General features: G+C 72.7%; 21 protein-coding genes. 15 read left to right on the forward strand and 6 right to left on the reverse strand.

Features of this window, described 5'->3' with window-relative positions; translation table 11 throughout:
• Window positions 1–57: 57 nt before the first annotated feature.
• The 3 genes from ACZ6C6_RS22635 (at window position 58) to ACZ6C6_RS22645 (ending at window position 2112) form a co-directional block, all read left to right on the forward strand.
• Complete coding sequence (locus tag ACZ6C6_RS22635; RefSeq protein ID WP_469205323.1) at window positions 58–840, forward strand: SGNH/GDSL hydrolase family protein; 783 nt, start codon at window positions 58–60, stop codon at window positions 838–840.
• A 184-nt stretch (window positions 841–1024) separates the two neighbouring features.
• Entirely contained in the window at window positions 1025–1288 is a 264-nt protein-coding gene (locus ACZ6C6_RS22640) for a hypothetical protein (protein WP_469205084.1), read from the forward strand.
• Window positions 1289–1455: 167 nt separating this feature from the next.
• The gene (locus tag ACZ6C6_RS22645) at window positions 1456–2112 is read left to right on the forward strand and encodes a TetR/AcrR family transcriptional regulator (RefSeq protein WP_469205085.1); all 657 of its coding nucleotides are present in this window, start codon (window positions 1456–1458) and stop codon (window positions 2110–2112) included.
• Here ACZ6C6_RS22645 and ACZ6C6_RS22650 read toward each other — a convergent pair.
• The 3 genes from ACZ6C6_RS22650 to hmgA are packed head-to-tail and all read right to left on the reverse strand — an operon-like array spanning window position 2073 to window position 5593.
• Window positions 2073–3362, reverse strand: a complete 1290-nt coding sequence (locus ACZ6C6_RS22650; RefSeq protein WP_469205086.1) for a type ISP restriction/modification enzyme — start codon at window positions 3360–3362, stop codon at window positions 2073–2075. The genes ACZ6C6_RS22645 and ACZ6C6_RS22650 overlap by 40 nt on opposite strands.
• Window positions 3363–3410: 48 nt before the next feature.
• Window positions 3411–4211: a GntR family transcriptional regulator gene (locus ACZ6C6_RS22655; protein WP_469205087.1), complete on the reverse strand. Its 801-nt coding sequence runs from the start codon at window positions 4209–4211 to the stop codon at window positions 3411–3413.
• 53 nt (window positions 4212–4264) lie between these two features.
• Window positions 4265–5593, reverse strand: coding sequence for a homogentisate 1,2-dioxygenase (hmgA, locus tag ACZ6C6_RS22660; RefSeq protein ID WP_469205088.1), 1329 nt, complete (start codon window positions 5591–5593; stop codon window positions 4265–4267).
• A 119-nt stretch (window positions 5594–5712) separates the two neighbouring features.
• Between hmgA and ACZ6C6_RS22665 the strand changes: the two genes are divergently transcribed.
• From ACZ6C6_RS22665 to ACZ6C6_RS22695, 7 genes are all read left to right on the forward strand, one after another.
• On the forward strand, window positions 5713–7845 hold the full coding sequence (locus ACZ6C6_RS22665) for a right-handed parallel beta-helix repeat-containing protein (RefSeq protein WP_469205089.1): 2133 nt from the start codon (window positions 5713–5715) through the stop codon (window positions 7843–7845).
• Entirely contained in the window at window positions 7842–8657 is an 816-nt protein-coding gene (locus tag ACZ6C6_RS22670; protein ID WP_469205090.1) for a cupredoxin domain-containing protein, read from the forward strand. The genes ACZ6C6_RS22665 and ACZ6C6_RS22670 overlap by 4 nt, the downstream gene beginning before the upstream one ends.
• The gene (locus ACZ6C6_RS22675) at window positions 8654–9964 is read left to right on the forward strand and encodes a hypothetical protein (RefSeq protein ID WP_469205091.1); all 1311 of its coding nucleotides are present in this window, start codon (window positions 8654–8656) and stop codon (window positions 9962–9964) included. Before ACZ6C6_RS22670 ends, ACZ6C6_RS22675 begins: the two co-directional genes overlap by 4 nt.
• A gap of 40 nt (window positions 9965–10004) precedes the next feature.
• Window positions 10005–10622, forward strand: a complete 618-nt coding sequence (locus tag ACZ6C6_RS22680) for a TetR/AcrR family transcriptional regulator (RefSeq protein ID WP_469205092.1) — start codon at window positions 10005–10007, stop codon at window positions 10620–10622.
• Window positions 10623–10760: 138 nt separating this feature from the next.
• Window positions 10761–12110, forward strand: coding sequence for an ABC transporter ATP-binding protein (locus tag ACZ6C6_RS22685; protein ID WP_469205093.1), 1350 nt, complete (start codon window positions 10761–10763; stop codon window positions 12108–12110).
• Window positions 12111–12216: 106 nt separating this feature from the next.
• Complete coding sequence (locus tag ACZ6C6_RS22690) at window positions 12217–13611, forward strand: aldehyde dehydrogenase family protein (RefSeq protein ID WP_469205094.1); 1395 nt, start codon at window positions 12217–12219, stop codon at window positions 13609–13611.
• Window positions 13612–13675: 64 nt separating this feature from the next.
• The gene (locus tag ACZ6C6_RS22695) at window positions 13676–14755 is read left to right on the forward strand and encodes a Zn-dependent alcohol dehydrogenase (protein ID WP_469205095.1); all 1080 of its coding nucleotides are present in this window, start codon (window positions 13676–13678) and stop codon (window positions 14753–14755) included.
• Here the strand turns inward: ACZ6C6_RS22695 and ACZ6C6_RS22700 are convergent.
• On the reverse strand, window positions 14752–15414 hold the full coding sequence (locus tag ACZ6C6_RS22700; protein WP_469205096.1) for a TetR/AcrR family transcriptional regulator: 663 nt from the start codon (window positions 15412–15414) through the stop codon (window positions 14752–14754). The two genes, ACZ6C6_RS22695 and ACZ6C6_RS22700, sit on opposite strands and share 4 nt — an antisense overlap.
• A gap of 65 nt (window positions 15415–15479) precedes the next feature.
• Between ACZ6C6_RS22700 and ACZ6C6_RS22705 the strand changes: the two genes are divergently transcribed.
• The 3 genes from ACZ6C6_RS22705 to ACZ6C6_RS22715 all read left to right on the forward strand — a co-directional run bounded on the left by ACZ6C6_RS22705 (window position 15480) and on the right by ACZ6C6_RS22715 (window position 17691).
• Complete coding sequence (locus ACZ6C6_RS22705; protein ID WP_469205097.1) at window positions 15480–16631, forward strand: acyl-CoA dehydrogenase family protein; 1152 nt, start codon at window positions 15480–15482, stop codon at window positions 16629–16631.
• 59 nt (window positions 16632–16690) lie between these two features.
• Window positions 16691–16981: a YiaA/YiaB family inner membrane protein gene (locus tag ACZ6C6_RS22710; protein WP_365686406.1), complete on the forward strand. Its 291-nt coding sequence runs from the start codon at window positions 16691–16693 to the stop codon at window positions 16979–16981.
• A gap of 86 nt (window positions 16982–17067) precedes the next feature.
• Complete coding sequence (locus tag ACZ6C6_RS22715; RefSeq protein WP_164398472.1) at window positions 17068–17691, forward strand: TetR/AcrR family transcriptional regulator; 624 nt, start codon at window positions 17068–17070, stop codon at window positions 17689–17691.
• 57 nt (window positions 17692–17748) lie between these two features.
• Here ACZ6C6_RS22715 and ACZ6C6_RS22720 read toward each other — a convergent pair whose 3' ends face one another.
• Window positions 17749–18210 (reverse strand): MaoC family dehydratase, encoded by a 462-nt coding sequence (locus ACZ6C6_RS22720; protein WP_469205098.1) that lies wholly within the window; start codon window positions 18208–18210, stop codon window positions 17749–17751.
• A 132-nt stretch (window positions 18211–18342) separates the two neighbouring features.
• Between ACZ6C6_RS22720 and soxR the strand changes: the two genes are divergently transcribed.
• Window positions 18343–18855 carry a redox-sensitive transcriptional activator SoxR gene (gene soxR / locus ACZ6C6_RS22725; RefSeq protein WP_469205099.1) on the forward strand — a complete coding sequence of 171 codons (513 nt, stop codon included), beginning with the start codon at window positions 18343–18345 and terminating at the stop codon, window positions 18853–18855.
• A 48-nt stretch (window positions 18856–18903) separates the two neighbouring features.
• On the opposite strand, the gene ACZ6C6_RS22730 is transcribed toward soxR, so the two are convergent.
• The gene (locus tag ACZ6C6_RS22730) at window positions 18904–19515 is read right to left on the reverse strand and encodes a hypothetical protein (protein ID WP_469205100.1); all 612 of its coding nucleotides are present in this window, start codon (window positions 19513–19515) and stop codon (window positions 18904–18906) included.
• A 229-nt stretch (window positions 19516–19744) separates the two neighbouring features.
• On the opposite strand from ACZ6C6_RS22730, the gene ACZ6C6_RS22735 reads away from it, so the two are divergent.
• On the forward strand, window positions 19745–22582 hold the full coding sequence (locus ACZ6C6_RS22735; RefSeq protein ID WP_469205101.1) for a penicillin acylase family protein: 2838 nt from the start codon (window positions 19745–19747) through the stop codon (window positions 22580–22582).
• The last annotated feature ends 79 nt before the right edge of the window (window positions 22583–22661 follow it).

Raw genomic sequence — 22661 nt, forward strand, 5'->3', positions numbered from 1 at the left:
AGTAGGCAGAGATCCTGCCGGTCGCTCAAGGGAGATTCCGTGAAACTGTCCAGACTCGTGGCATTCTCGTCCTCGCTCCTGCTCGGCGCTGTCATCGCCCTGACCGGGGCGACCACCGCGAACGCCGCGGCGTCCGTCGACTACGTCGCCCTCGGGGACTCGTACTCCTCGGGTGTCGGCTCCGGGAGCTACATCAGCTCCAGCGGCGACTGCAAGCGCAGCACCCTCGCCTACCCCTCCCTCTGGGCCTCCGCCCACTCGCCCGCCTCCTTCTCCTTCACGGCCTGCTCCGGGGCGCGCACGGGCGATGTGATCGCCAATCAGCTCGGTCCGCTCAACTCCTCGACCGACCTCGTCTCGATCTCCGTCGGCGGCAATGACGCGGGCTTCTCCGACGTCATGACGACCTGTGTCCTCCAGTCGGAGTCCACCTGCCTCAACCGCATCGCGACCGCCCGCAGCTACGTGGACACCACGCTGCCCGGCAAGCTCAACTCGGTGTACGACGCGATCAAGGCCAAGGCGCCCGCCGCCCATGTCGTCGTCCTCGGCTACCCGCGCTTCTACAAGATCGGCGGCAGCTGCGTCGTCGGGCTGAGCGACAAGGTGCGCGGCGCCATCAACGGCGCCGCCGACTACCTCAACGCGGCCACCGCCAAGCGCGCCGCCGACCACGGATTCAGCTTCGGCGACGTCACCGGCACCTTCACCGGGCACGAGATCTGCTCCGGAAGCGCCTGGCTGCACAGCCTCAACTGGCTGAACATCGGCGAGTCGTACCACCCCTTCGCCGCCGGGCAGTCCGGCGGCTACCTGCCGGTCCTGAACGCGCTCGACTAGAACGGTGGCGCGCCCCTCGCGGGGCGCGCCCGTCAACTCGCCCCGGGATCGGGCGGATTCGCCGACTCCTCGTCAACCTCCGTATATGTGTGCGCAATCCCGCTCCCGGGATACACGAGTGTCGGCGGCAGGCGATAGGGTTAACCTGCCCGGGCCGAGTGCCCTCGTACGGGTGGGGAGTGACATGGAACAGATAACGGTGCACAGCAGGGCGCGCGTGCCTGCCATCACATGCGGGAGCAGCGCGACGAGTTCGCGCCTCGACCGCCATCTCGCGGTGCTGGGCGGCCCCGTCGTGCCGCAGCGCGAAGCGGCGGAAGCGACGCTGCTGATGCGCGAGCTGACCTCGCGCGACGCCGGACACACCCGGCGCAGCAGAAGTGCACGGGTGTCGCTCTTCGCGCCACTGCGCCGGCTGCGGCGCTCGCTCTTCGGCAGCCGCCACTGACTCGACGGCGGTCCTGATTCCCGCAGCGCGCTGCTGCCCGCTCTTCCGTCATCCCCGGAGCCGGCAGTGGCGCGTCGCCATGTCCGCACCCGGTCACCCGCTGTGCCCGGCGGGCCTCGCATGGGTACCGAGGTAATTCGGTGCCGAACTACTTCTACACTGTGCCCATGCCCGAGAAGCGAGCCGCGCGTCTGCACCCCGACGAGCGAAGGGCGCAATTGGTGGCGATTGGCGTGGACATGCTCGCCGATTGTTCCCTGGACGAGCTCTCCACCGATGCCGTGGCCCGGCGGGCCGGCATATCGCGCGGACTGCTCTTCCACTATTTCGACTCCAAACGCGACTTCTACCGGTCCGTGGTGCGCCGGGAATGCGACGACTTCGCCGCCGCCACCGAACCGGACGCCTCGCTCGACCCGGTCGCCTGGATGCGCGCGTTCATCGCCGGTTTCGTCGCGTACGTGACCGGCCGCCGCAAGGTCTACCGCGCCCTGGTCCGGGGCGCCGCCGGCAGCCACCCCGCCGTCGAGGACATCGTCGAGGCCACCCGCGCCATCCTCGCCCGCCGGGTCGCGGAGGGGCAGCGCCGCCTCGGAATGGAGCCGTCGCCCCGGCTGCCCCTGGCCACCCGCGCCTGGCTCGCCTTCGCCGAGGAGGCGGTCACCAGCTGGCCGCTGGACGAGCCGGACGCCTTGGACGAGCTCCGCGCCTTCCTGGAGAAGGGCTTCGTCCGCCTCCTCGCCGACCTCGACCGGCCGACCGCCCTGGCGGAGCCGGGCCCCGCTCACAGCAGCGCGAACTGCCCGTCCGGCCCCTCCTCCTGATGATCCAGGACCGAAGCGGGCCGCCGCGCCGCCTCCCCGACCGGCAGCACCCCCGCCTCCCGCAGCTCCTCCTCGCCGCACCCCGGGCCCGCCGCCAGCGCCTCGGCCAGCTCCTCCTGACGCGGTCGCAGCTCGGCCAGCAGGGCGAGGAGCGTGACCAGGTCCAGCAGCTCCGAGGTCCACTCCTGCGGCCAGGCGCGCGGCCGGACCGCTTCGAGCCCCGCCGCGTCCGCCCCCGGCGCCCCGCACATCGCCGCCCGGCGCTCGAACCACAGCTCAAGGACGCGCACACCGCTCACCCGGAACTCCCACGCACCGGCGGGCACCGGCGAGACGCGGCCGGTGCCGAGCGCGAGCACCCGCTCCTCGGCCTCGTACGACAGGTGCGCCGGGACCGGCGGGACGGCCGCCCGCACATAGGGGCGCTGTCCGCCCGGCAGCCGGGGGCGTTCCGCCCCGCGCGCCCCGCGCAGCTGGAGCCGCAGCAGCTCGCGGCCCAGCCCGACCCCCTCCGCCCAGCGCGTGGCGTCCGCCGGGAGCGGGACGACGCAGCCGGCCGGTGAGGGGCGGGCCGCCGCCAGGATCCAGGCGAGCACCGACTCGGCGGTGACGGCCTCCCCGTACCGGGCGCGCAGGACGGGGAGCAGGCCCGGGGCGAGGTTGGGTTCGAGGCCGCCGGGGCGGCGGTACAGCGGGCGGACCCGGCCGGGGCGGCCCGCGGGGGAGTGGCCGTCGGGCAGCAGCGCCGTCACCGACACGGCGGGGCCCGGATCGTGGGGCACCCGGCCGTGCTCGACCAGGAAGAGCTGGTGGTCGTCGGCGACCCGCCACAGCTCGGGCCGGGCCACGTCGACGAGCCGGTGGTCGGGCAGCAGCCACTGCTCGTCGTACGGCCCGTGCAGCACCCGCACCGGCTCCGGGCAGGGGCCGGTCTCGCGGGCGAAGCGGCCGGTGGCGCCGGACCGGCCGGGCAGCGCGGCCACGGCGCTCTGCTGCGTACGGGCCCGGCTCGGGGCGAACAGCCGGTCGCGCTCCTCGCCCGACGCCCGCACGAGGCGGTCCCAGCGGGCCCGCAGGGACGCCGCGTCCGGGGCCGTCACCCAGGCGCGTCCGGTGCGCAGCGGCCGGACCGACCAGGGCATCAGGTCGTCCAGGAGGGGGCCGCGCGGGCCCTCGCCGGACCCGGCCGCTGCCGGTGCTGCCACCGTTTCGCCCTCCCCGCCTGCCGCGCCCGCCGCCTTCCCCGGCATCGTAACGGCGGCGACGGGGGCGGCGTCAGGGCGCCTTCCCGCGCGGGCTCAGTGCGCCTCCACCGTCACCGAGAACGAGAACCGGTCGCCCCGGTAGTGGATCCGGGCCACGTCGACCACCCGGCCGCCCTCGTCGTACGTGACGCCCGTGTAGTACAGGATCGGGCTCAGCAGCGGGACGCCCAGTAGTTCGGCGGTGGCCGGGTCGGCGAGCCGGGCCTCGACCGTGTCGGTGATCCGGGAGATCGGGACGCCGACCCGGTCGCGCAGCACCTTGGTCATCGGCCACCGGTCGAGGTCCGCCGGGTCCAGGTCCGCCGCGACGTCCGGGTGCACCCAGTTCTGCGCCCAGTTCGTCGGCTCGCCGGTCGTCCCGTCGCACCGCAGCCGGCGGTAGCCGAAGACCTCCGCGCAGCCCGGGAAGTGCTCGGCCACGTCGCCCGGGACCGGGACCGGGCCGTGGTCGAGCAGCGTGGAGCGCTCGCCCGACTGCTGGGCCACGATCGCGTCGATCGAGCCGAGCAGCCGGACGGGGGAGCCCCGGCGGGCGTGCGGCTCGATGAACGTGCCGCGCCGCCGGTGCCGGCTGATCAGGCCCTCCGCCTCCAGCTCCTTGAGCGCCTGGCGCATGGTCAGCACGCTGACCCCGTAGTGCGCGGCGAGCTGCTCCTCGGTGGGCAGCCGCAGCGTGGCGTCCGGGGCGCGGCCCAGTATGGACGCCCGCAGCGACTGCGAGACCTGGTACCACAGGGGCAGCTTGCGGTTCAGGACCAGCGAGTCGGGTGCGAAGGCGGTGCCCCGGGGGGCGGGACTGTTCGCGGCGGGCTGCGGCACCTGGTTCTCCTGCATGCGTCGTCACCGGCCCCGGGGCCCGTCGTCGGATCAGGCCCCCGCCGGATGCGTCACGGCCTGAAGTTGCGGCTCAGACCCTGCCATACGTCGTCGTAGCCCTGCTGAAGGTGGTCCGCCGTCGCGGCCTGCGCGGTCGCGACGACGGGCCAGCGGGTCTCGAACATGAAGGCGAGGCCGTCGTCGATCTTCTGCGGCTTCAGCTCGGCCGCGCTCGCCCGGTCGAAGGTCTCCCGGTCCGGCCCGTGCGCGGACATCATGGTGTGCAGCGAGCCGCCGCCGGGCACGAAGCCGCCCTTTCCGGCCGTCTTCGCGTCGTACGCGCCCTCGATCAGGCCCATGTACTCGCTCATCACGTTCCGGTGGAAGTACGGCGGGCGGAAGGTGTCCTCGCCGACCAGCCAGCGCGGCGCGAAGACCACGAAGTCGACCCCGGCCAGGCCCGGCGTGTCGGAGGGGGAGGTCAGCACCGTGAAGATCGACGGGTCCGGGTGGTCGTAGCTGATCGAGCCGATGACGTTGAACCGGCGCAGGTCGTAGACGTACGGGGTGTGGTTGCCGTGCCAGGCGACGACGTCGAGCGGGGAGTGGTCGTAGGTCGCCGTCCAGAGGTTGCCGCAGTACTTGTTGATCACCTCGACCGGGCGTTCCACGTCCTCGTAGGCGGCGACCGGGGCCAGGAAGTCCCGCGCGTTGGCAAGGCCGTTGGCGCCGATCGGACCCAGGTCCGGGAGCGTGAACGGGCGGCCGTAGTTTTCGCAGACGTAACCCCGGGCGGTCTCGTCCAGCAGCTCGACCCGGAAGCGGACACCGCGCGGGATCAGGGCGACATGGCCGGGCTCGGCGCGCAGCAGGCCCAGTTCGGTGCGCAGGAGCAGCCCGCCCTGCTGGGGGACGATCAGCAGCTCGCCGTCGCTGTCGCTGAACACCCGGTCCGTCATCGCCGCGTTGGCGCTGTACAGGTGCACGGCCATGCCGGTGCGCTGGGCCGCGTCGCCGTTGCCGCCGAGCGTCCACAGGCCCGCCACGAAGTCCGTGCCGGGCGCGGGCTCGGGGAGCGGGTCCCAGCGCAGCCGGTTCGGGTCGGGCACGGTCTCGGTGAACGGGGCGGTGCGCAGCGCGCCGTTGTCCGCGCGGACGAACGGGGGGTGGGCCGCCGAGGGGCGGATGCGGTACAGCCAGCTGCGGTGGTTGTGGGCGCGGGGCTCGGTGAACGCGGACCCGCTCAACTGCTCCGCGTACAGCCCCAGCGGGGCGCGCTGCGGCGAGTTGCGCCCGTGCGGGAGCGCTCCCGGCACCGCCTCCGAGCTGTGCTGATTCCCGAAACCGGTGGAGTACTCAAGCCCCTCCGCCGTCTTCCTCGCCTGCTCGATGCCGCCCATGTGCGCTCCCGTCCGAAGGAATCCTATGCACAACCGTAGGAATGGAAGCGTGGCGCGTCAACGGCATTCGTCGTGCAGAGGGGGTTCAAAAAGCTGAACAATGCTCTACTCTCCCGCACATGTCGTGGACACGAAGACTTTTGGCGGTTCCGGCGGTGCTCGCCGCCGCACTGCTCGCGGCCCCCGCCGCCCAGGCGCACGAGGAACGGCCGGTCACCCTGCCCGACGGCACCGGCAGCGTCCCCGTGTACCGCACCGGCGAGCCCGACCTCCTGGTCTGCAAGACCGACCGGGCCGACTTCGAACGCCGGATCTCCGGCTTCCCCGAAGCCCTGAAGGCGCGCAACCTCACGCTCTTCGAGCGGTGCCGCGCCTCCGGCTACCGCCACCTCCAGCAGGCGGTCGACGCGGTCGACGGGCCCGGGAAGACCATCGCGATCCTTCCCGGCCTGTACGAGGAGGAGCCCTCGCTGCCCGCGCCGAAGGGGGAGTGCGCCCGCCTCAAGGCGCCCGACTCCAAGCTGGGCTACCAGATCCTCAGCTACGAGCAGCAGGCGCGGTGCCCGCACAACCAGAACCTGGTGGCGATCCTCGGCAAGAAGGACCTCCAGATCGAGGGCACCGGCGCCGCCCGCACGGACGTCGTCATCGACGCCAAGTACCGCAAGCTCAACGCGATCCGCTCGGACAAGTCCGACGGGATCTACTTCAAGAACTTCACCGCCCAGCGCACCACCTTCAACTCGCTCTACGTCCTCGCCCAGGACGGCTTCGTCATCGACGACGTGCTGACCCGCTGGAACGACGAGTACGGCTTCCTGACCTTCGCCAGCGACCACGGCCTGTACAAGGACTGCGAGTCCTACGGCAACGGCGACTCCGGCATCTACCCGGGCAGCGCCTCCGACATCAACGACGGCTACGGCTACGACGTACCGCGCTACTCGATCGAGATCACCGGCTGCCGCAGCCACCACAGCATGGTCGGCTACTCCGGCACCGCGGGCGACTCCGTCTACGTCCACGACAACGAGTTCGACCACAACATGGGCGGCGCCTCGATGGACAGCGCCTTCCCCGGCCACCCCGGACTCCCGCAGAACCACGCCCGCTTCGAGCGCAACCTGATCCACGACAACAACGCCGACTACTACCGCTACGTCGCCGACGGCACCTGCGCCAAGCCGCCCGCCGAGCGGGGTTACGAGGACGGCGTCGTCTGCCCGCAGATCTCCATGCCCCCCGGCACCGGCATCATCACCGCGGGCGGCAACTGGAACCGCTACGAGGACAACTGGATCTACGGCCAGAACCGCGCGGCCTTCTTCCTGAGCGCCGTCCCCGCCTTCATCCGCGGCGAGAACGCCCTCGGCAAGCAGACCGACACCTCGCACCACAACCGTTACGCCGGGAACCACCTCGGCAAGGACAAGAACGGCACGTCCCGCCCCAACGCCACCGACGTCTGGTGGGACGGCCAGGGCGACGGCAACTGCTGGCAGTCCGACGCCGGCGCCTCGACCCCGCGCTCCCTGCCCAGCTGCGGCGAGAAGCGGGGCGACGTCTCCGGCTCCACCGACCGGCTCCTGGGCGAGCCCGTCAAGCTCGCCCAGCTGCTCGTCTGCGCCGACTACGACGTCCGCGCCCGGCGGCTGCCGGCCGGCTGCGACTGGTACGGGGCACGCGGCATCGAACGCATCGAGGTGCAGGCCGCCCTGGGCGTCGCCGTGGTCCTCGTGCTCGTCGGCGGGGTGCTCTGGTGGCGGCGGCTCCGGACCAGCCGCCTCGCCACGGTCGCGTCCGCCCTCGGTGTCATCGGCCTCGGCCTCGACGTGGCCGGCTCCACCATGGGCCTCGCCGCCACCTACCTCCCCGCCGTCGCGCTGCTGCTGACCGGGCTCTGGTGGACCGGCATCGGCCTGGCGCTGCGCCCGGCGCGCCCGGTGTTCGGCTGGGTGACCGTGGTCCTGGGCGCGCTGACGCTGCTCGACGCCCTGGACAAGGGCGTGTTCATGATCCCGTGGATTCCGCTCAGCCCGGCCTGGGTACGGGGGCTGCTCGGCCTGGTCTGGGTCGTCTGGGCCGTCGTGGCCGCCGCACGGCACGGGGAGCGGGGCGCGGAGCGCGCCGGAGGCGCGGACGGGGACGGGGGCGCGGAGGGCGCCGACGCGCCGGACCGGTCTCCGGAACCCCCGGCCGCCACCGCTTCGACGCGCACGCCCGCCCCGGGCCCGGAAGGCGACCCCTCATGACCCGCGCCCGCCCCGCCGCCCGCCCCGCCCTCGCCCTGCTCACCGCGGCCGTCCTCGTCCTCGGCGCGGGCGCCTGCGGGGGCAGGGCGACCACCCACCACAAGCCCGGCACCAGCCACGCCGAGGACACCGGCAGCAACGGCCGCCTCCTGAAGGCCGACGACGGCGACGGCCACCGGCTCCGCCAGGTCGACGCCGACGGCGCCCCCGAGGTGGACCTCGCCGTCCGGCCCGACTCGGAGGACGGCTGGAACGTGCACCTCACCGTCCGCAACTTCCGCTTCACCCCGGACAGCGTGGGCGGTGGTGCGCTCGCCGGCCACGGCCACGCCCTGCTCTTTCTGGACGGCCACCCGCTCGCCCGGGTCTACGGCGCCTGGTTCCACCTGCCCGAATCGCTGCTCCGGGAGGCCGGGGGCGGCACCCGCCTGACCGCGGGCCTGTACGCCGACGACCACACCGCCTGGGCCGTCGGCTCCGCCCCGGTCCGGGCCGCCGCCACGCTCGGCGACGACGCCTCCGCGAGCCCCGCCGACCCGGGCCGCGACGACACCACCACCGTCGACATCGCGATCAAGGGCGGCAAGGTCACCCCCGCACCCGGCCGGACCGAGATCAGGAAGGGCCGCACCGTGCGCCTGCGGGTCCGCAGCGACCGCGACGACGTCCTGCACGTCCACGGCTACGACAAGGAGGCGAAGCTCCCCGCCGGACGGACCGCCACGGTCACCTTCACCGCCGACCGGACCGGGCTCTTCGAGGTCGAGACCCATGAGTCGGACCTCCTGCTGACCCAGCTCGTCGTCCGGTGACGGGCGCCCCAGCCCCCGATGCCGTGCGCGTCCTCGCCCACGGCGTCGGGGCCCAGCACGACCTGCCCCTCTCGCCGTTCTACGCCTTCGCCGGGGCCTTCGCCGCGCTCTTCGTCTCGTTCCTCGCGCTCGGCCTGCTCTGGTCGGACTCGCGGTTCAAGGGGGAGGGGGCGGGCCGCCCGCTCCCCGCCGCCGTCCAGCGCGTGGCCGACGCCCGCGCCACCCGGCTCACCGCCCGCGCGCTCGGCCTGGCCGCCGCGCTCGCCGTCGTGCTGTGGCTGCTCCTCGGCCCGGCGGACCCGGACCGCAACCCGGCACCCGGCGCGGTCTACGTCCTCCTGTGGGTCGGGCTCGTCCCCGCCTCGCTGCTCCTCGGCCCCGTCTGGCGCCCGCTCAACCCCGTGCGCACCCTGCACCTCCTCGCCTGCCGGGCGCTGGGCCGCGACCCGGACACCGGCCGGCCCCTCCCCGTACGCCTGGGCATGTGGCCCGCCGCGGCCGGCCTTCTCGCCTTCACCTGGCTGGAACTCGTCGCCCCCGACCCCGCGTCGCCCACCGCCCTGCTGGTGTTCCTCGGCGTCTACGCGGCCGCCCACCTCACGGGCGCGGCGGTGTACGGCGCCCGCTGGTTCGACCACGGCGACGCCTTCGAGGTGTACTCCGGCCTCCTCGGCCGCCTCTCCCTCTTCGGCCGGCGCCCCGCCGACGGCCGACTCGTCGTCCGCTCCCCGTTCAACGGGCTCGACGCCACGCCCCGGCTCCCCGGACTGGTCGCCACCGTCTGCGTGATGCTCGGCTCCACCGCGTACGACGGCTTCTCCGACGCGCCGCGCTGGATCACCACCGTGCAGACCTCGGAGCTCGGCCGCACCACCACCGCCACCCTGGGGCTGCTCGGCGCCGTCGCCCTCGTCGCCACCCTGTACGGGCTCTGCGCCGGGGCCACCCGGCTCGTCTGCGGCACGTTGCCCCACCCGCTCACGGCGTTCGCCCACTCACTGGTGCCGATCGCGCTGGGCTACCTCGTCGCCCACTACTTCACGCTCCTCGCCACCGAGGGGCCGCACACCGTGCGGCTGGCGTTCGGCGCCGACCGGCCCACCGTGCCCGAACCGCCCCTGGGGCCGGGCGGCGTCGCCACCCTCCAGGTCGTCGCGATCGTCACCGGCCACGTCCTCGGGGTCATCGCCGCGCACGACAGGTCCGTACGGCTCATGCCGCCCCGGCGTGCCGTCATCGGCCAACTCCCGCTGCTCGTCCTGATGATCGCGTACACCGTCGGCGGGCTGGCCCTGCTCATCGCCTGAGCCCGGGCTCCCGCGACCGCCGCAGGAGGTCCACGGCATCATGGAAGGCGTGCCCGACACGAACAACCTCCGCCGCGCCCCGGTGCAGCAGCGCAGCGCCGAACGCCTCGCCCGGATCCTCGACGCCTGCGCCGGACTCCTGGACGAGATCGGCTACGAGCAGTTGTCCACCCGGGCCGTGGCCCAGCGGGCCGGGGTGCCCATCGGCTCCGTCTACCGCTTCTTCTCCAACAAGCGGGCCCTGGCCGACGCGCTGGCCCGCCGCAACCTGGACAGCTACGCAGAGCGCATCACCGCCCGGCTGACCGCCGTCGAAACGGCCGACTGGCGCGGGGCGATCGACGCCGTCCTGGACGAGTACCTGGCGATGAAGCGCACCGTCCCCGGCTTCGCCCTGGTCGACTTCGGCGCTCCCGCACCCGACGAGGACCCGGCCGACGACGCCAACCAGCGCGTCGCGTCCCGGCTCGCCGGACTGCTCGCCGGCCAACTCGGCCGCGAGGCCGACGCGGACCTGCTGCGCGCGATCCTGGTCTGCGTCGAGGCGGCCGACGCCCTGCTCAAACTCGCCTTCCGCACCGACCCGTCCGGCGACGACGCCCTCGTCGCAGAAACCCGCGAACTCATCCACGCCTACCTCGCCCGGAGGCTCGACTGAGCCTTCCCCGGCTGTGAATGGGGCCGTGGCCTACCCAAATTTGCGCGAGTCATTCCCTCACCGGGCGCGGTGGGCTAATTTCGGGCCACTGCTGCCGCTCCCCACCGCTCCATCACGAACCCTCCCGGGCGGAACCACATGACTCGCGCCATCACCCTGAACAACGTCAGCAAGGCATACGGACGGTCCCCGCGCGCCGTCGACCGTCTCTCGCTCTCCATCGACCCGGGCGAATTCGTCGTCCTGCTGGGCCCCTCCGGCTGCGGCAAGTCGACCGTGCTCCGCATGATCGCCGGCCTGGAGGACACCACCGAGGGCGAGATCCTGCTCGACGGCGAACCGGCCAACCACCTCACCCCGCGCGAACGCGGGATGTCCATGGTCTTCCAGAACTTCGCGCTCTACCCGACCATGACCAACCGGGCCAACATCGGCTTCCCGCTGAAGCTGGAGAACCCGCGCGCCGACCACACCGAGCGCATCGAGAACACGGCCAGGATGCTCGGGATCGAGCGCATCCTGGACCGGCTCCCCGGCCAGCTCTCCGGCGGCGAGCGCCAGCGGGTCGCCATGGGGCGGGCCATCTCGCGCCAGCCCTCCGCCTTCCTCATGGACGAGCCGCTGTCCAACCTCGACGCGAAGCTCCGCAACCACCTGCGCGCCGAGATAGCCCAGCTCACCAAGGAACTCGGCGTCACCACCGTCTACGTGACCCATGACCAGGCCGAGGCCATGTCCCTGGGCCACCGGGTCGCCGTCATGCGCGGTGGCGTCCTCCAGCAGGTCAGCCCGCCGCGCGAGGTGTACGCCCTGCCGGAGAACGTCTTCGTCGCCGCCTTCATCGGGACGCCCCGGATCAACCTCCTCCAGGCCGTGGTGCACGCGCCGCTGGAGGGCCGGATGTCCATCGACCTGGGCCGCCAGCGCCTCCCGCTGCCCGAACCGCTCAGCCCGGACCACCAGCTCCTGCGCATCCAGCAGGGCCGGCCGATCATCGTCGGCCTGCGCTCGGAGGCGGTCCGGATCGCCCCGCCCAGCCACGCCCGCCCCGGCGAGGTCGCGCTCAGCGGCATCGTGGACCACGTCGAATACCAGGGCCACGAAGCGCTCGTCCACCTCACCACCGGCTCCCGGCCCGCCGTGGTCCCCGAGCTGGAATCGGCCCGCACCGACCGGGGCCCCATGCGCAGGCGCCAGGGCGGTGCGGGGGTGCTGGAGCGGATCAAGGAGCGCGCCAGCTCCTACGTCGGCGGGTCCGTCGCCGTCCTGGACGCGCCGGAGACGGACGACCTGCCGCCGGGCATGCACAGCCCGGACCGGCCCGCCGTCACCGCCAGCGACCTCGTCGTGCGGACCGGGCCCGACATGATGCTGCGCACCGGCGGCCAGGTGCCCCTCCTGGTCGACCTCGCGCACCTGTACGTCTTCGACCACCAGGGCCGCCGCATCTGCCCGCTGCCGAAGGACGTGCCCGGCCTGGACATGTAGACGGGGAAGCCCGGCACGTGACGGGGGTCTCTGGCGCCGCAAAACTAACAGCGCTAGTTTGGGGACCGGACGATCCCGTCCGTCACCGTGCCCGGGAGGAACAGCGATGAAGGCCCACGACGGCATGTACATCGGCGGCGCCTGGCGGCCCGCCGCGGGAACGGACACGATCGCGGTCGTGAACCCGGCGGACGAGCAGGTCATCGGCCACGTGCCGGCCGGCACCGCCGAGGACGTCGACGCCGCGGTGCGTGCCGCTCGCGCCGCATTCCCCGGCTGGGCCGCCACCCCGCCCGCCGAGCGCGCCGCCCGCATCGCCGCGCTCCGCGACGTGCTGGGCGTCCGCGCGGAGGAGATCGCCGAAACGGTCACCGCCGAGCTGGGCGCCCCGCCCGCGCTCGCCGTGTCCGTACACGCGGGCCTCCCGGTCCTGGTCGCCGGGACGTACGCCGAGCTCGCCGCCACGTACGCCTTCGAGGAGCGGCACGGCAGCTCGACGGTCTACCTGGAGCCCGTCGGCGTCGTCGGCGCGATCACCCCGTGGAACTACCCGCTGCACCAGATCGTCGCCAAGGTGGCCCCCGCGCTGGCCGCCGGCTGCACGGTCGTCCTCAAGCCCGCCGAGGACACCCCGCTCACCGCACAGCTCTTCGCCGAGGCGGTCGCCGAGGCCGGACTGCCCGCGGGCGTGTTCAACCTGGTCACCGGCCTGGGCCCGGTCGCCGGACAGGCCCTCGCCGCGCACGAGGACGTCGACCTCGTCTCCTTCACCGGGTCCACCGCGGTCGGCCGGCAGATCGGCGCGACGGCCGGCGGCGCGATCAAGCGCGTCGCGCTGGAGCTGGGCGGCAAGTCCGCCAACGTGATCCTGCCCGGCGCGGACCTCGCGAAGGCGGTCAACGTGGGCGTCGCCAACGTGATGTCCAACTCCGGGCAGACGTGCAGCGCCTGGACCAGGATGCTGGTCGACGCGGAGCGGTACGAGGAGGCCGTGGCGCTCGCGGCGGCGGCCGTCGCCAAGTACGTGCCCGGGGACCGGGTCGGACCGCTCGTCAACGCCAAGCAGCAGGCCCGGGTGCGCGGTTACATCGAGAAGGGCGTCGAGGAGGGCGCCCGTCTCGTCGCCGGGGGCCCCGAGGCCCCGCTGCCCGCCGGCTACTACGTCAGCCCCACGGTGTTCGCCGACGTCACCCCGGAGATGACGATCGCCCAGGAGGAGATCTTCGGCCCCGTCGTCTCGATCCTGAAGTACGAGGACGAGGACGACGCGCTCCGTATCGCCAACGGCACGGTCTACGGGCTCGCGGGCGCGGTCTGGGCCGCGGACGACGAGACGGCCGTGGCCTTCGCCCGCCGGATGGACACCGGCCAGGTCGACATCAACGGCGGCCGCTTCAACCCGCTCGCGCCCTTCGGCGGCTACAAGCAGTCCGGCGTCGGCCGTGAACTCGGCGCGCACGGCCTGGCCGAATACCTCCAGACCAAGTCCCTCCAGTTCTGAGCACCCTGTCCCCAAGCCCCGTACGCCCACCGATCGCGCCCGTCGATCAGCAAGGAGCCAGTCCGTGGTCCGCGCCGCCGTACTGCCCGCCGTCGGAGCTCCGCTGGAGATCACCGACATCGTCCTCCCGGAGCCCGGTCCCGGCCGGGTGCGCGTCCGCCTCGCCGCAGCCGGGGTCTGCCACTCCGACCTGTCGCTGTCCAACGGCACCATGCGGGTGCCCGTTCCCGCCGTCCTCGGCCACGAGGGCGCCGGCACCGTCCTCGCGGTCGGCGAGGGCGTCACCCATGTCGCCCCGGGCGACGGCGTCGTCCTCAACTGGGCGCCCTCCTGCGGCAGCTGCCACCACTGCGGCATCGGCGAGGTGTGGCTCTGCGCGGGCGCCCTGGCCGGCGCGGCGAACCTCCACGCCCGCACCGCCGACGGCACCGACCTGCGCCCCGGGCTAAACGTCGCCGCCTTCGCCGAGGAGACCGTCGTCGCCGGGAACTGCGTGCTGCCCGCCCCCGACGGCATCCCGCTCACCGACGCGGCGCTCCTGGGGTGCGCGGTGCTCACCGGCTACGGCGCGGTCCACCACAGCGCCCGGGTCCGCGCGGGCGAGTCCGTCGTGGTGTTCGGCATCGGCGGGGTCGGGCTCGCCGTGCTCCAGTCCGCCCGGATCGCGGGCGCCTCGCAGGTCATCGCGGTCGACGTCTCCCCGGAGAAGGAGGAGCTGGCCCGCCGCGCGGGCGCCACGGACTTCGTCGTCGCCGGGGAGACGACGCCCCGGGACGTCCGGAAGCTCACCGGGGGCCAGGGCGCCGACGTGGCCGTGGAATGCGTGGGGCGGGCGGCCACCATCCGTGCCGCCTGGGAGTCCACCCGCAGGGGCGGCCGCACCACGGTCGTCGGCATCGGCGGCAAGGACCAGCAGGTCACCTTCAACGCCCTGGAGATCTTCCACTGGGGCCGCACCCTGACCGGCTGCGTCTACGGCAACAGCGACCCGGCCCGCGACCTGCCGGTGCTGGCGGACCACATCCGGGCGGGCCGCTTCGACCTCTCCATGATGGTGACCGAACGCATCGGCCTGGACGGCATCCCGGCCGCCTTCGACAACATGATCGCGGGCAAGGGCGGCCGGGCGCTGGTCGTCTTCTAGGCGTGCGGGCCGAGGTGGGCGGGCTTCAGCTGCGCGTACTGCAGCTCCAGCCCGTCCACCAGCGCCCGCAGCCCGGTTTCAAAGGCCCCCTCGTCCACCTGCTGGCGCCGCTCGGCCAGCAGGTGCGCCTGGCCCAGGTGCGGGTAGTCGGCGGGGTCGTACGCCGTCTCGTCGTCCACGAACCCCCGGGCGAAGGAGCCGAGCGCCGAGCCCGTGATGAAGTAACGCATCAGCGCGCCGATGTACGTGGCCTGGGCGGGCGGCCACCCCGCGCGCACCATCGCCCCGAACACGGCGTCCGCCACCCGCAGACCGGCCGGGCGGCGTCCGGGCCCCTGCGCGAGCACCGGCACGATGTGGGGATGCGCGGCGAGCGCCGCCCGGTAGGAGACCGCCCAGTCGTGCAGCGCGGCCCGCCAGTCCCGGGGGTCGGACTCCTCGAACATCGACAGGTCGACCTGCGCCGAGACGGCGTCGGCGACCGCGTCCAGGATCTCGTCCTTGTTGCGGAAGTGGTTGTACAGCGAGGGCCCGCTGACCCCCAGCTCGGCCGCCAGGCGGCGGGTGGACACCGCGTCGAGCCCTTCGGCGTCCACGAGGGCGCTCGCCGTCTCGACGATGCGTTCTCTGCTCAGGAGGGGCTTGCGCGGGCGGGCCATGCGGCACATAGTAGGCCCTGCGATCCAAAAACTAGCAGTGCTAATTAACGCGGAGGGTGCGGCCGATGAACCTGGAGCTGAGCGAGGAGCAGGAAGCCGTCCGGCAGCTCGCGAGGGACTTCGTCGCCCGCGATGTCACCCCGCACGCGGCCGAGTGGGACCGGTCCGAGAACGTCGACAAGTCGATCGTCAAGAAGCTCGGCGCCCTCGGCTTCCTCGGCCTCACCGTCCCCGAGGAGTACGGCGGCTCGGGCGGCGACCACCTGGCGTACTGCCTGGTGACCGAGGAGCTGGGCCGGGGGGACTCCTCGGTGCGCGGAATCGTCTCGGTCTCCCTCGGCCTGGTCGCCAAGACCGTCGCGGCCTGGGGCGACGAGGAGCAGAAGCGCGCGTGGCTGCCCCGGCTCACCTCGGGCGACGCGGTCGGCTGCTTCGGGCTCACCGAGCCCGGCACCGGCTCGGACGCGGGCAGCCTGACGACGAGGGCCGTCCGGGACGGCGCGGACTACGTCATCAACGGCAGCAAGATGTTCATCACCAACGGCACCTGGGCCGACGTGGTGCTGCTCTTCGCCCGCACCAACGACACTCCCGGCCACAAGGGCATCTCCGCCTTCCTGGTCCCCGCCGACGCCCCGGGCCTCACCCGCCGCACCATTCACGGCAAGCTCGGCCTGCGCGGCCAGGCCACGGCCGAACTGGTCCTGGAGGACGTCCGGGTGCCCGCGAGCGCCCTGCTGGGCCCCGAGGGCAAGGGCTTCTCGATCGCGATGTCCGCCCTGGCCAAGGGCCGGATGTCGGTGGCGGCCGGCTGCGTCGGCATCGCCCAGGCTGCCCTGGACGCGGCCGTCGGCTACGCGGGTGAGCGCGAGCAGTTCGGCAGGCCCATCGCGGGCTACCAGCTCGTCCAGGAGCTGATCAGCGACATCTCCGTGGACGTCGAGGCCGCGCGCCTGCTCACCTGGCGGGTCGCCGATCTCATCGACCGGGGCCAGGAGTTCGCCACCGCCGCGTCCCGGGCCAAGCTGTTCGCCTCCGAGGCCGCCGTCCGCGCCGCCAACAACGCGCTCCAGGTCTACGGCGGCTACGGCTACATCGATGAGTACCCGGTCGGCAAGCTGCTCCGGGACGCCCGCGTGATGACGCTGTACGAGGGCACCAGCCAGATCCAGAAGCTGATCATCGGCCGCGCCCTGACCGGGGTTTCGGCGTTCTGAGTATCTTCTGAGTATCCGAACGGATGTGGCGTGCGTCATGCCACCGGATGCTGGGCGCCATGAGTGAGACGACACCGGTCAAACAGCAGACCACCGGCGCCTACTTCGGGCAGGCCGTAGCGTCCTTCGGGATCGCGATGGCCGCGGTGAGCCTCGGAATCTACTTCCTCGACGCCGACGCCTGGGTGCGCGCCTTCCTCGCCATCGGCGTCCTCTACCTGGTCACGTCCTGCTTCACGCTGGCCAAGGTCATCCGGGACCGGCAGGAGGCGGGCCAGCTGGTCAGCCGGGTCGACCAGGCCCGGCTGGAGAAGATCCTCGCCGAGCACGACCCGTTCCAGAAGCTCTGACCCCCCACCCGCGAAAGGGTTCCCTAAGCGCTTGCTCAGGATCGGGGTATGGTGTGCGTCCTGCTGACTGAGAGGGGCGAGCGACGATGAGCACGGCGCAGGAGACCGACGCCGAGGACCCGCCGTGGGCCGAGGTGACGCCCGAGGCCGCCCGGCGGCTCCTCGTCGCGGCCGTCGACGCCTTCGCCGAGCGCGGGTACCACGCGACCACCACCCGGGACATCGCGGGCCGCGCCGGAATGAGCCCCGCCGCGCTCTACATCCACTACAAGACGAAGGAAGAGCTGCTCCACCGGATCAGCCGGATCGGCCACGACCGGGCCCTGGCCGTACTGGAGGCGGCGGCCGACAGCGACGGTACGGCAGCCGAACGGCTCGCCACCGCCGTACGTTCCTTCGTCCGCTGGCACGCCGAACGGCACACCACCGCCCGCGTGGTCCAGTACGAGCTGGACGCGCTCGGCGAGGAGCACCGCACCGAGATCATCGCGCTGCGCCGCAGGACCGACGCGGTGGTGCGCCGGATCATCGGTGAGGGCGTCGCCTCCGGTGAGTTCGACGTACCGGACGTGCCGGGCACCACGCTCGCGGTGCTGTCGCTCTGCATCGACGTGGCGCGCTGGTTCAACGCGCAGGGCAGCCGGACGCCGGACGAGGTCGCCGAGCTGTACGCCGGCCTGGTGCTGCGGATGGTCGCCGCCGGACGCTGAGCGCGGTCGCGCCCCCGGCCCTTCGTGGGCCGGGGGCGTTCGCGTACGCACGCGGGCTCAGAAGTAGTAGCGCGACACCGACTCGGCGACGCAGGCCGGCTTGTCGCCGCCCTCGCGCTCGACCGTCACGAGGGCGGTGATCTGCACGCCGCCGCCCGCCTCCTCGACGCTCTTCAGGACGGCCGTCGCGCGCACCCGGGAGCCGACGGGCACGGGGGAGGGGAAGCGGACCTTGTTGGTGCCGTAGTTGATGCCCATCTTCGCGCCCTCGACCGCCATCACCTGCGGAACGAGCACCGGCAGCAGCGACAGCGTCAGATAGCCGTGCGCGATGGTCCTCCCGAACGGACCGGCCGCCGCCTTCTCCGGGTCCACGTGGATCCACTGGTGGTCACCGGTGGCGTCGGCGAACAGGTCGATCCGCTTCTGGTCGACCTCCAGCCAGTCGCTGTACCCCAGCTGCTCGCCCACACCGTCCCGCAGTTCCTGCGCGGACTCGAAGACCCTCGGCTCAGCCATGTCCCTGCTCCCTGCCTTCCGCTCTGCCGACCATCCGTCGCGCACTGTCTAAGCGCTTGCTCAGCATCGTGTGCGGTTGCGTTCCTGTCAACGACGGACCGGCGGTGCGGTGCGGCACGTAGGCTTCGAAGGGTGCCCCAGATCCCGCAGACACTTCACGAACTCACCGTCGGCCAGCTCTCCGCGCGCAGCGGCGCCGCCGTGTCGGCCCTGCACTTCTACGAGGCCAAGGGCCTGATCAGCAGCCGCCGTACCAGCGGCAACCAGCGCCGCTACAGCAGGGACGCCCTGCGGCGGGTCGCCTTCGTCCGCGCGGCCCAGCGGGTGGGCATCCCGCTGGCCACCATCCGCGAGGCGCTGGCCGAACTCCCCGAGGAGCGCACGCCGAACCGCGACGACTGGGCGCGGCTCTCGCACGCCTGGCGCTCCGAGCTGGACGACCGGATCAAGCAGCTGGGCCGGCTCCGCGACCACCTCACCGACTGCATCGGCTGCGGCTGCCTCTCGCTGGAGACCTGCGTCCTGTCCAACCCGGACGACATCAACGGCGAGAAGATCAGCGGCTCGCGCCTGATGCCGGAGCGCAAGGCGGACCGCGCACCGGCGCGCCGTGAGCCGGCGGAGGCTGCGGAGGGCTGCTGCTGACCGCTGCGTGCCGGGCGGTCCGCGCGCGGCGGGCCGCCCGCCCGCGCCTCAGGCCACCGTCGCCAGCTCGCCCGCCCGGTCGCGGCGGGCCCGTGCCAGGGCCGCCGGGGTGAGGACCGGCTGCGGCACCACGATCCCGCAGCCGGTGCAGACCGGCCCCGACCACGGCTCGCTGTCCAGGTCGTGCCGCCAGGTGATCCCGGTCTTGCCGCACACCGGGCAGCCGGCGCCGGGCTCCGCCTCCAGGGCCGAGATCAGCCGGGCCAGCACCTCGGCGAGCGGGGCGGAGGGGTGGACCGCCGGGTCGTCGCAGCGCGCGACGCCGTTGCCGCCCCAGGTGCGCCGGTGCCAGTCGTCGAAGGCGCCGGGCCGGCGCAGTCCCCGGTGCTTCTCGCGCCTGCGGCGCTCCGCGAACCCCGCCTCGTAACCGAGCCAGACCGTGCGGGCCCGCTCCAGCTCGTCCAGTGCCCGCACCAGTCGCACCGGGTCGGGGGCCCGGTCCTCGGGGGCTATGCCGTGCCGTGCGCACAGATGGTCCCAGGTCGCCCGGTGCCCGTAGGGGGCGAAGCGTTCCAGGCACTTGCGCAGCGAGTACCGCCGCAGCGCCAGATCGCTTCTCGGGTCGCGGACCTGTCTCGCCAGACTCCGGAAACCGGCCATTGAGCCGCCACCTCCGTCGCTCGTACTCCGTCGCCCGTACTTCGGCGTCAGGGGATGGACGTACGACTGCCCGGATCGGCTCCATCCAAAGGCCGGAGCGTCCGAAAGGTGAGACGCCGCACAGAATCCGGCGGCATGTGGTGATTCGGAAAAGGTGACCGATGTTCATCTTACCGGCCGGTCATACCGCCAGTAACCTGCCGCGCATCGGCCTCTCGGAGGAGTACGCATGCCCCCACGCACCCGTATGACCCGCACCGGTACCACCAGAGCCGCCGCCCTCGCCGCGGCTCTCGCCCTCGGTACGTCCCTGCTCGCCGCCGCTCCCCACGCGGGCGCCGCCGAGGCGGACGCCGTCCCCGACTACTGCCAGGGGCAGTGCGACGACATCCTGCCGCCCGGTGAGAACGGCAACGCCACCCTGGTGGAGATCCTGGGCAACAAGGCGTTCGGCACCCATCCCGCGCACAGCGACGACCAGCTCGACCGCTACAACGGGCTGGTCGCCGGGCACACCGGGCTCACCGACCAGAAGCTCACCGACTTCTTCAACGACGCCTCGTTCGGCGTCCCGGAGGACCAGGTCGAGTCGGTCACCTCGCCACGCGACGACGTCACGATCACCCGCGACAAGTCCTCCGGCGTGCCGCACATCAAGGGCACCACGCGCTACGGCACCGAGTTCGGCGCCGGGTACGCGGCCGGGCAGGACCGGCTGTGGCTGATGGACCTCTTCCGGCACATCGGGCGCGGCGAGCTGACCTCGTTCGCCGGCGGGGCCCTCGCCAACCAGGGCCTGGAGCAGCAGTTCTGGCCGCAGGCCCCGTACACCGAGGCCGATCTGGAGGCCCAGGTCGAATACATCAGGACCCATGAGGGCGCCAGGGGCGAACAGGCCATGGCGGACGCGCAGGCGTACGTGGACGGCATCAACGCCTACCGCAAGAAGTCCAAGGACGGCCGCTACTTCCCCGGCGAGTACGTCCTGACCGGCAAGATCGACTCCATCACCAACATCGGTGAGATCCAGCCCTTCAAGCTCACCGACCTGATCTCCATCGCCTCGGTCGTCGGCGGCCAGTTCGGCGGCGGGGGCGGCGGCGAGGTGCAGGCGGCGCTGTCGCTGCTCTCCGCGCAGCAGAAGTACGGGGTCGCCGAGGGCACGAAGGTGTGGGAGTCGTTCCGCCAGCGCAACGACCCCGAGGCCGTGCTCACCATCCACGACGGCACCTCCTTCCCGTACGCCGGCAAGCCCGACAAGGCCGTCGGTACCGCCCTCCCGGACCGGGGCTCGGTCACCGCCGAACCCTTGATCTACGACCGCACCGGCTCCGCGGGCACGGGGGTGAAGGCCCCGGTCAAGGCGCCCTCCGCACTCAAGAAGGCGCAGGGCGTCTTCGACGACGGCGTCATCCCGGAGGGCTCGCTGCCCGGGTCCGGCTCCGGCGCCCAGAAGCGCGGGATGTCCAACGCCCTGCTGGTGTCCGGCAAGAGCACCGCGAGCGGGCACCCGGTTGCCGTGTTCGGGCCGCAGACCGGCTACTTCGCGCCGCAGCTGATGATGCTCCAGGAGCTCCAGGGCCCCGGCATCAGCGCGCGCGGCGTCTCCTTCGCGGGTGTCGGGATGTACATCCAGATGGGCCGGGGCCAGGACTACGCCTGGAGCGCCACCTCGGCGGGCCAGGACATCACCGACACCTACGCCGTCGACCTCTGCGAGCCCGACGGCTCCACGCCCGCCAAGGACTCCACGCACTACCTCTACCGGGGCACCTGCACCGCGATGGAGAAGATGGAGAAGTCCAACTCCTGGAAGCCCACCGTCGCGGACTCCACCGCCAAGGGCTCGTACCGCATGCAGGTGTGGCGTACCAACTACGGCATCGTCACCCACCGCGCCACGGTGGGCGGCAAGCCCGTCGCGTACACCTCGCTCCGCTCCACCTACCGGCACGAGGCCGACTCGATCATCGGCTTCCAGATGCTCAACGACCCGGCGTACGTCACCGACGCGGCCTCCTTCCAGCGGGCCGCGAGCAACATCGACTACGCCTTCAACTGGTTCTACGCCGACTCCCGCACCGCCGCCTACTACAACAGCGGGATGAACCCGGTGCGCCCGTCCGGCGTCGACCCGGCGCTGCCGATCCGGGCCGAGAAGGCGTACGAGTGGCAGGGCTACGACCCGGCCGCCAACACCGCCGCGTACACCGCCTTCGCCGAGCACCCGCACTCCAGCGGCCAGGACTACTACATCTCCTGGAACAACAAGCAGGCCGAGGGGTACGCCGCTTCGGGCTTCGGACTCAGCGCCGTGCACCGCGGCGACCTGCTCGACGACCGGGTCTCCGAGCTCGTCGCCGAGGGCGGCGTGACCCGCGCCTCGCTGACCCGGGCCATGGCGGACGCGGCCCTCACCGACCTGCGCGGCGAACAACTGCTGCCCGAGCTGCTGAAGGTCATCCGCTCCCAGCCGGTCACCGATCCGGACCTGAACGCGGTGGTCCAGCAGCTGGACTCCTGGCGCGCGTCGGGCGCCCAGCGCAAGGAGACGAGCCCCGGCTCACACACGTACGGGCACGCCGACGCGGTCCGGATCATGGACGCCTGGTGGCCGCGGCTGATCGAGGCGGAGTTCCGGCCCGGTCTCGGTGACGACCTGTACGGCGCGCTCACCGCGAACCTCGCCACCGATGAGTCCCCGGCCGCCAGCCACGGGCCGAGCGGGGCGCACAGCGGCTCGGCCTTCCAGTACGGCTGGTGGGGCTTCGCCGACAAGGACCTGCGCCAGGTGCTCGGGCAGCAGGTCAAGGGCCCGCTGGCCAAGTCGTACTGCGGGGGCGGCGACCTGAGCGCCTGCCGCACGGCGCTGCTGACCTCGCTCAAGGAGGCGGCGGCGGTCCCGGCGGCCGAGGTCTACCCGGCCGACGACAACTGCAAGGCCGGCGAGCAGTGGTGCACGGACTCGATCATCCACCGTGCGCTGGGCGGCATCTCCCAGAAGGCCATCCACTGGCAGAACCGCCCGACGTACCAGCAGGTGGTGGAGTTCCCGAGCCACCGGTAAACCCAGCCCGTCCGGCGTTTGAGGACGGAACCGGCTCGCCGGGCGGGCCCGCGCACAGGCAACACGTGCGCGGGCCCGC

The organism is Streptomyces sp. NPDC041814 (assembly GCF_055590565.1).

Coding starts and splice junctions, on each gene's coding strand:
- ACZ6C6_RS22640 (WP_469205084.1), top strand. CDS start 1,025: ATGGAACAGATAACGGTGCACAGCAGGGCGCGCGTGCCTGCCATCACA.
- ACZ6C6_RS22645 (WP_469205085.1), top strand. CDS start 1,456: ATGCCCGAGAAGCGAGCCGCGCGTCTGCACCCCGACGAGCGAAGGGCG.
- ACZ6C6_RS22650 (WP_469205086.1), bottom strand. CDS start 3,362: ATGCCGGGGAAGGCGGCGGGCGCGGCAGGCGGGGAGGGCGAAACGGTG.
- ACZ6C6_RS22655 (WP_469205087.1), bottom strand. CDS start 4,211: ATGCAGGAGAACCAGGTGCCGCAGCCCGCCGCGAACAGTCCCGCCCCC.
- hmgA (WP_469205088.1), bottom strand. CDS start 5,593: ATGGGCGGCATCGAGCAGGCGAGGAAGACGGCGGAGGGGCTTGAGTAC.
- ACZ6C6_RS22665 (WP_469205089.1), top strand. CDS start 5,713: ATGTCGTGGACACGAAGACTTTTGGCGGTTCCGGCGGTGCTCGCCGCC.
- ACZ6C6_RS22670 (WP_469205090.1), top strand. CDS start 7,842: ATGACCCGCGCCCGCCCCGCCGCCCGCCCCGCCCTCGCCCTGCTCACC.
- ACZ6C6_RS22680 (WP_469205092.1), top strand. CDS start 10,005: ATGGAAGGCGTGCCCGACACGAACAACCTCCGCCGCGCCCCGGTGCAG.
- ACZ6C6_RS22685 (WP_469205093.1), top strand. CDS start 10,761: ATGACTCGCGCCATCACCCTGAACAACGTCAGCAAGGCATACGGACGG.
- ACZ6C6_RS22690 (WP_469205094.1), top strand. CDS start 12,217: ATGAAGGCCCACGACGGCATGTACATCGGCGGCGCCTGGCGGCCCGCC.
- ACZ6C6_RS22700 (WP_469205096.1), bottom strand. CDS start 15,414: ATGGCCCGCCCGCGCAAGCCCCTCCTGAGCAGAGAACGCATCGTCGAG.
- ACZ6C6_RS22705 (WP_469205097.1), top strand. CDS start 15,480: ATGAACCTGGAGCTGAGCGAGGAGCAGGAAGCCGTCCGGCAGCTCGCG.
- ACZ6C6_RS22710 (WP_365686406.1), top strand. CDS start 16,691: ATGAGTGAGACGACACCGGTCAAACAGCAGACCACCGGCGCCTACTTC.
- ACZ6C6_RS22715 (WP_164398472.1), top strand. CDS start 17,068: ATGAGCACGGCGCAGGAGACCGACGCCGAGGACCCGCCGTGGGCCGAG.
- ACZ6C6_RS22720 (WP_469205098.1), bottom strand. CDS start 18,210: ATGGCTGAGCCGAGGGTCTTCGAGTCCGCGCAGGAACTGCGGGACGGT.
- ACZ6C6_RS22730 (WP_469205100.1), bottom strand. CDS start 19,515: ATGGCCGGTTTCCGGAGTCTGGCGAGACAGGTCCGCGACCCGAGAAGC.
- ACZ6C6_RS22735 (WP_469205101.1), top strand. CDS start 19,745: ATGCCCCCACGCACCCGTATGACCCGCACCGGTACCACCAGAGCCGCC.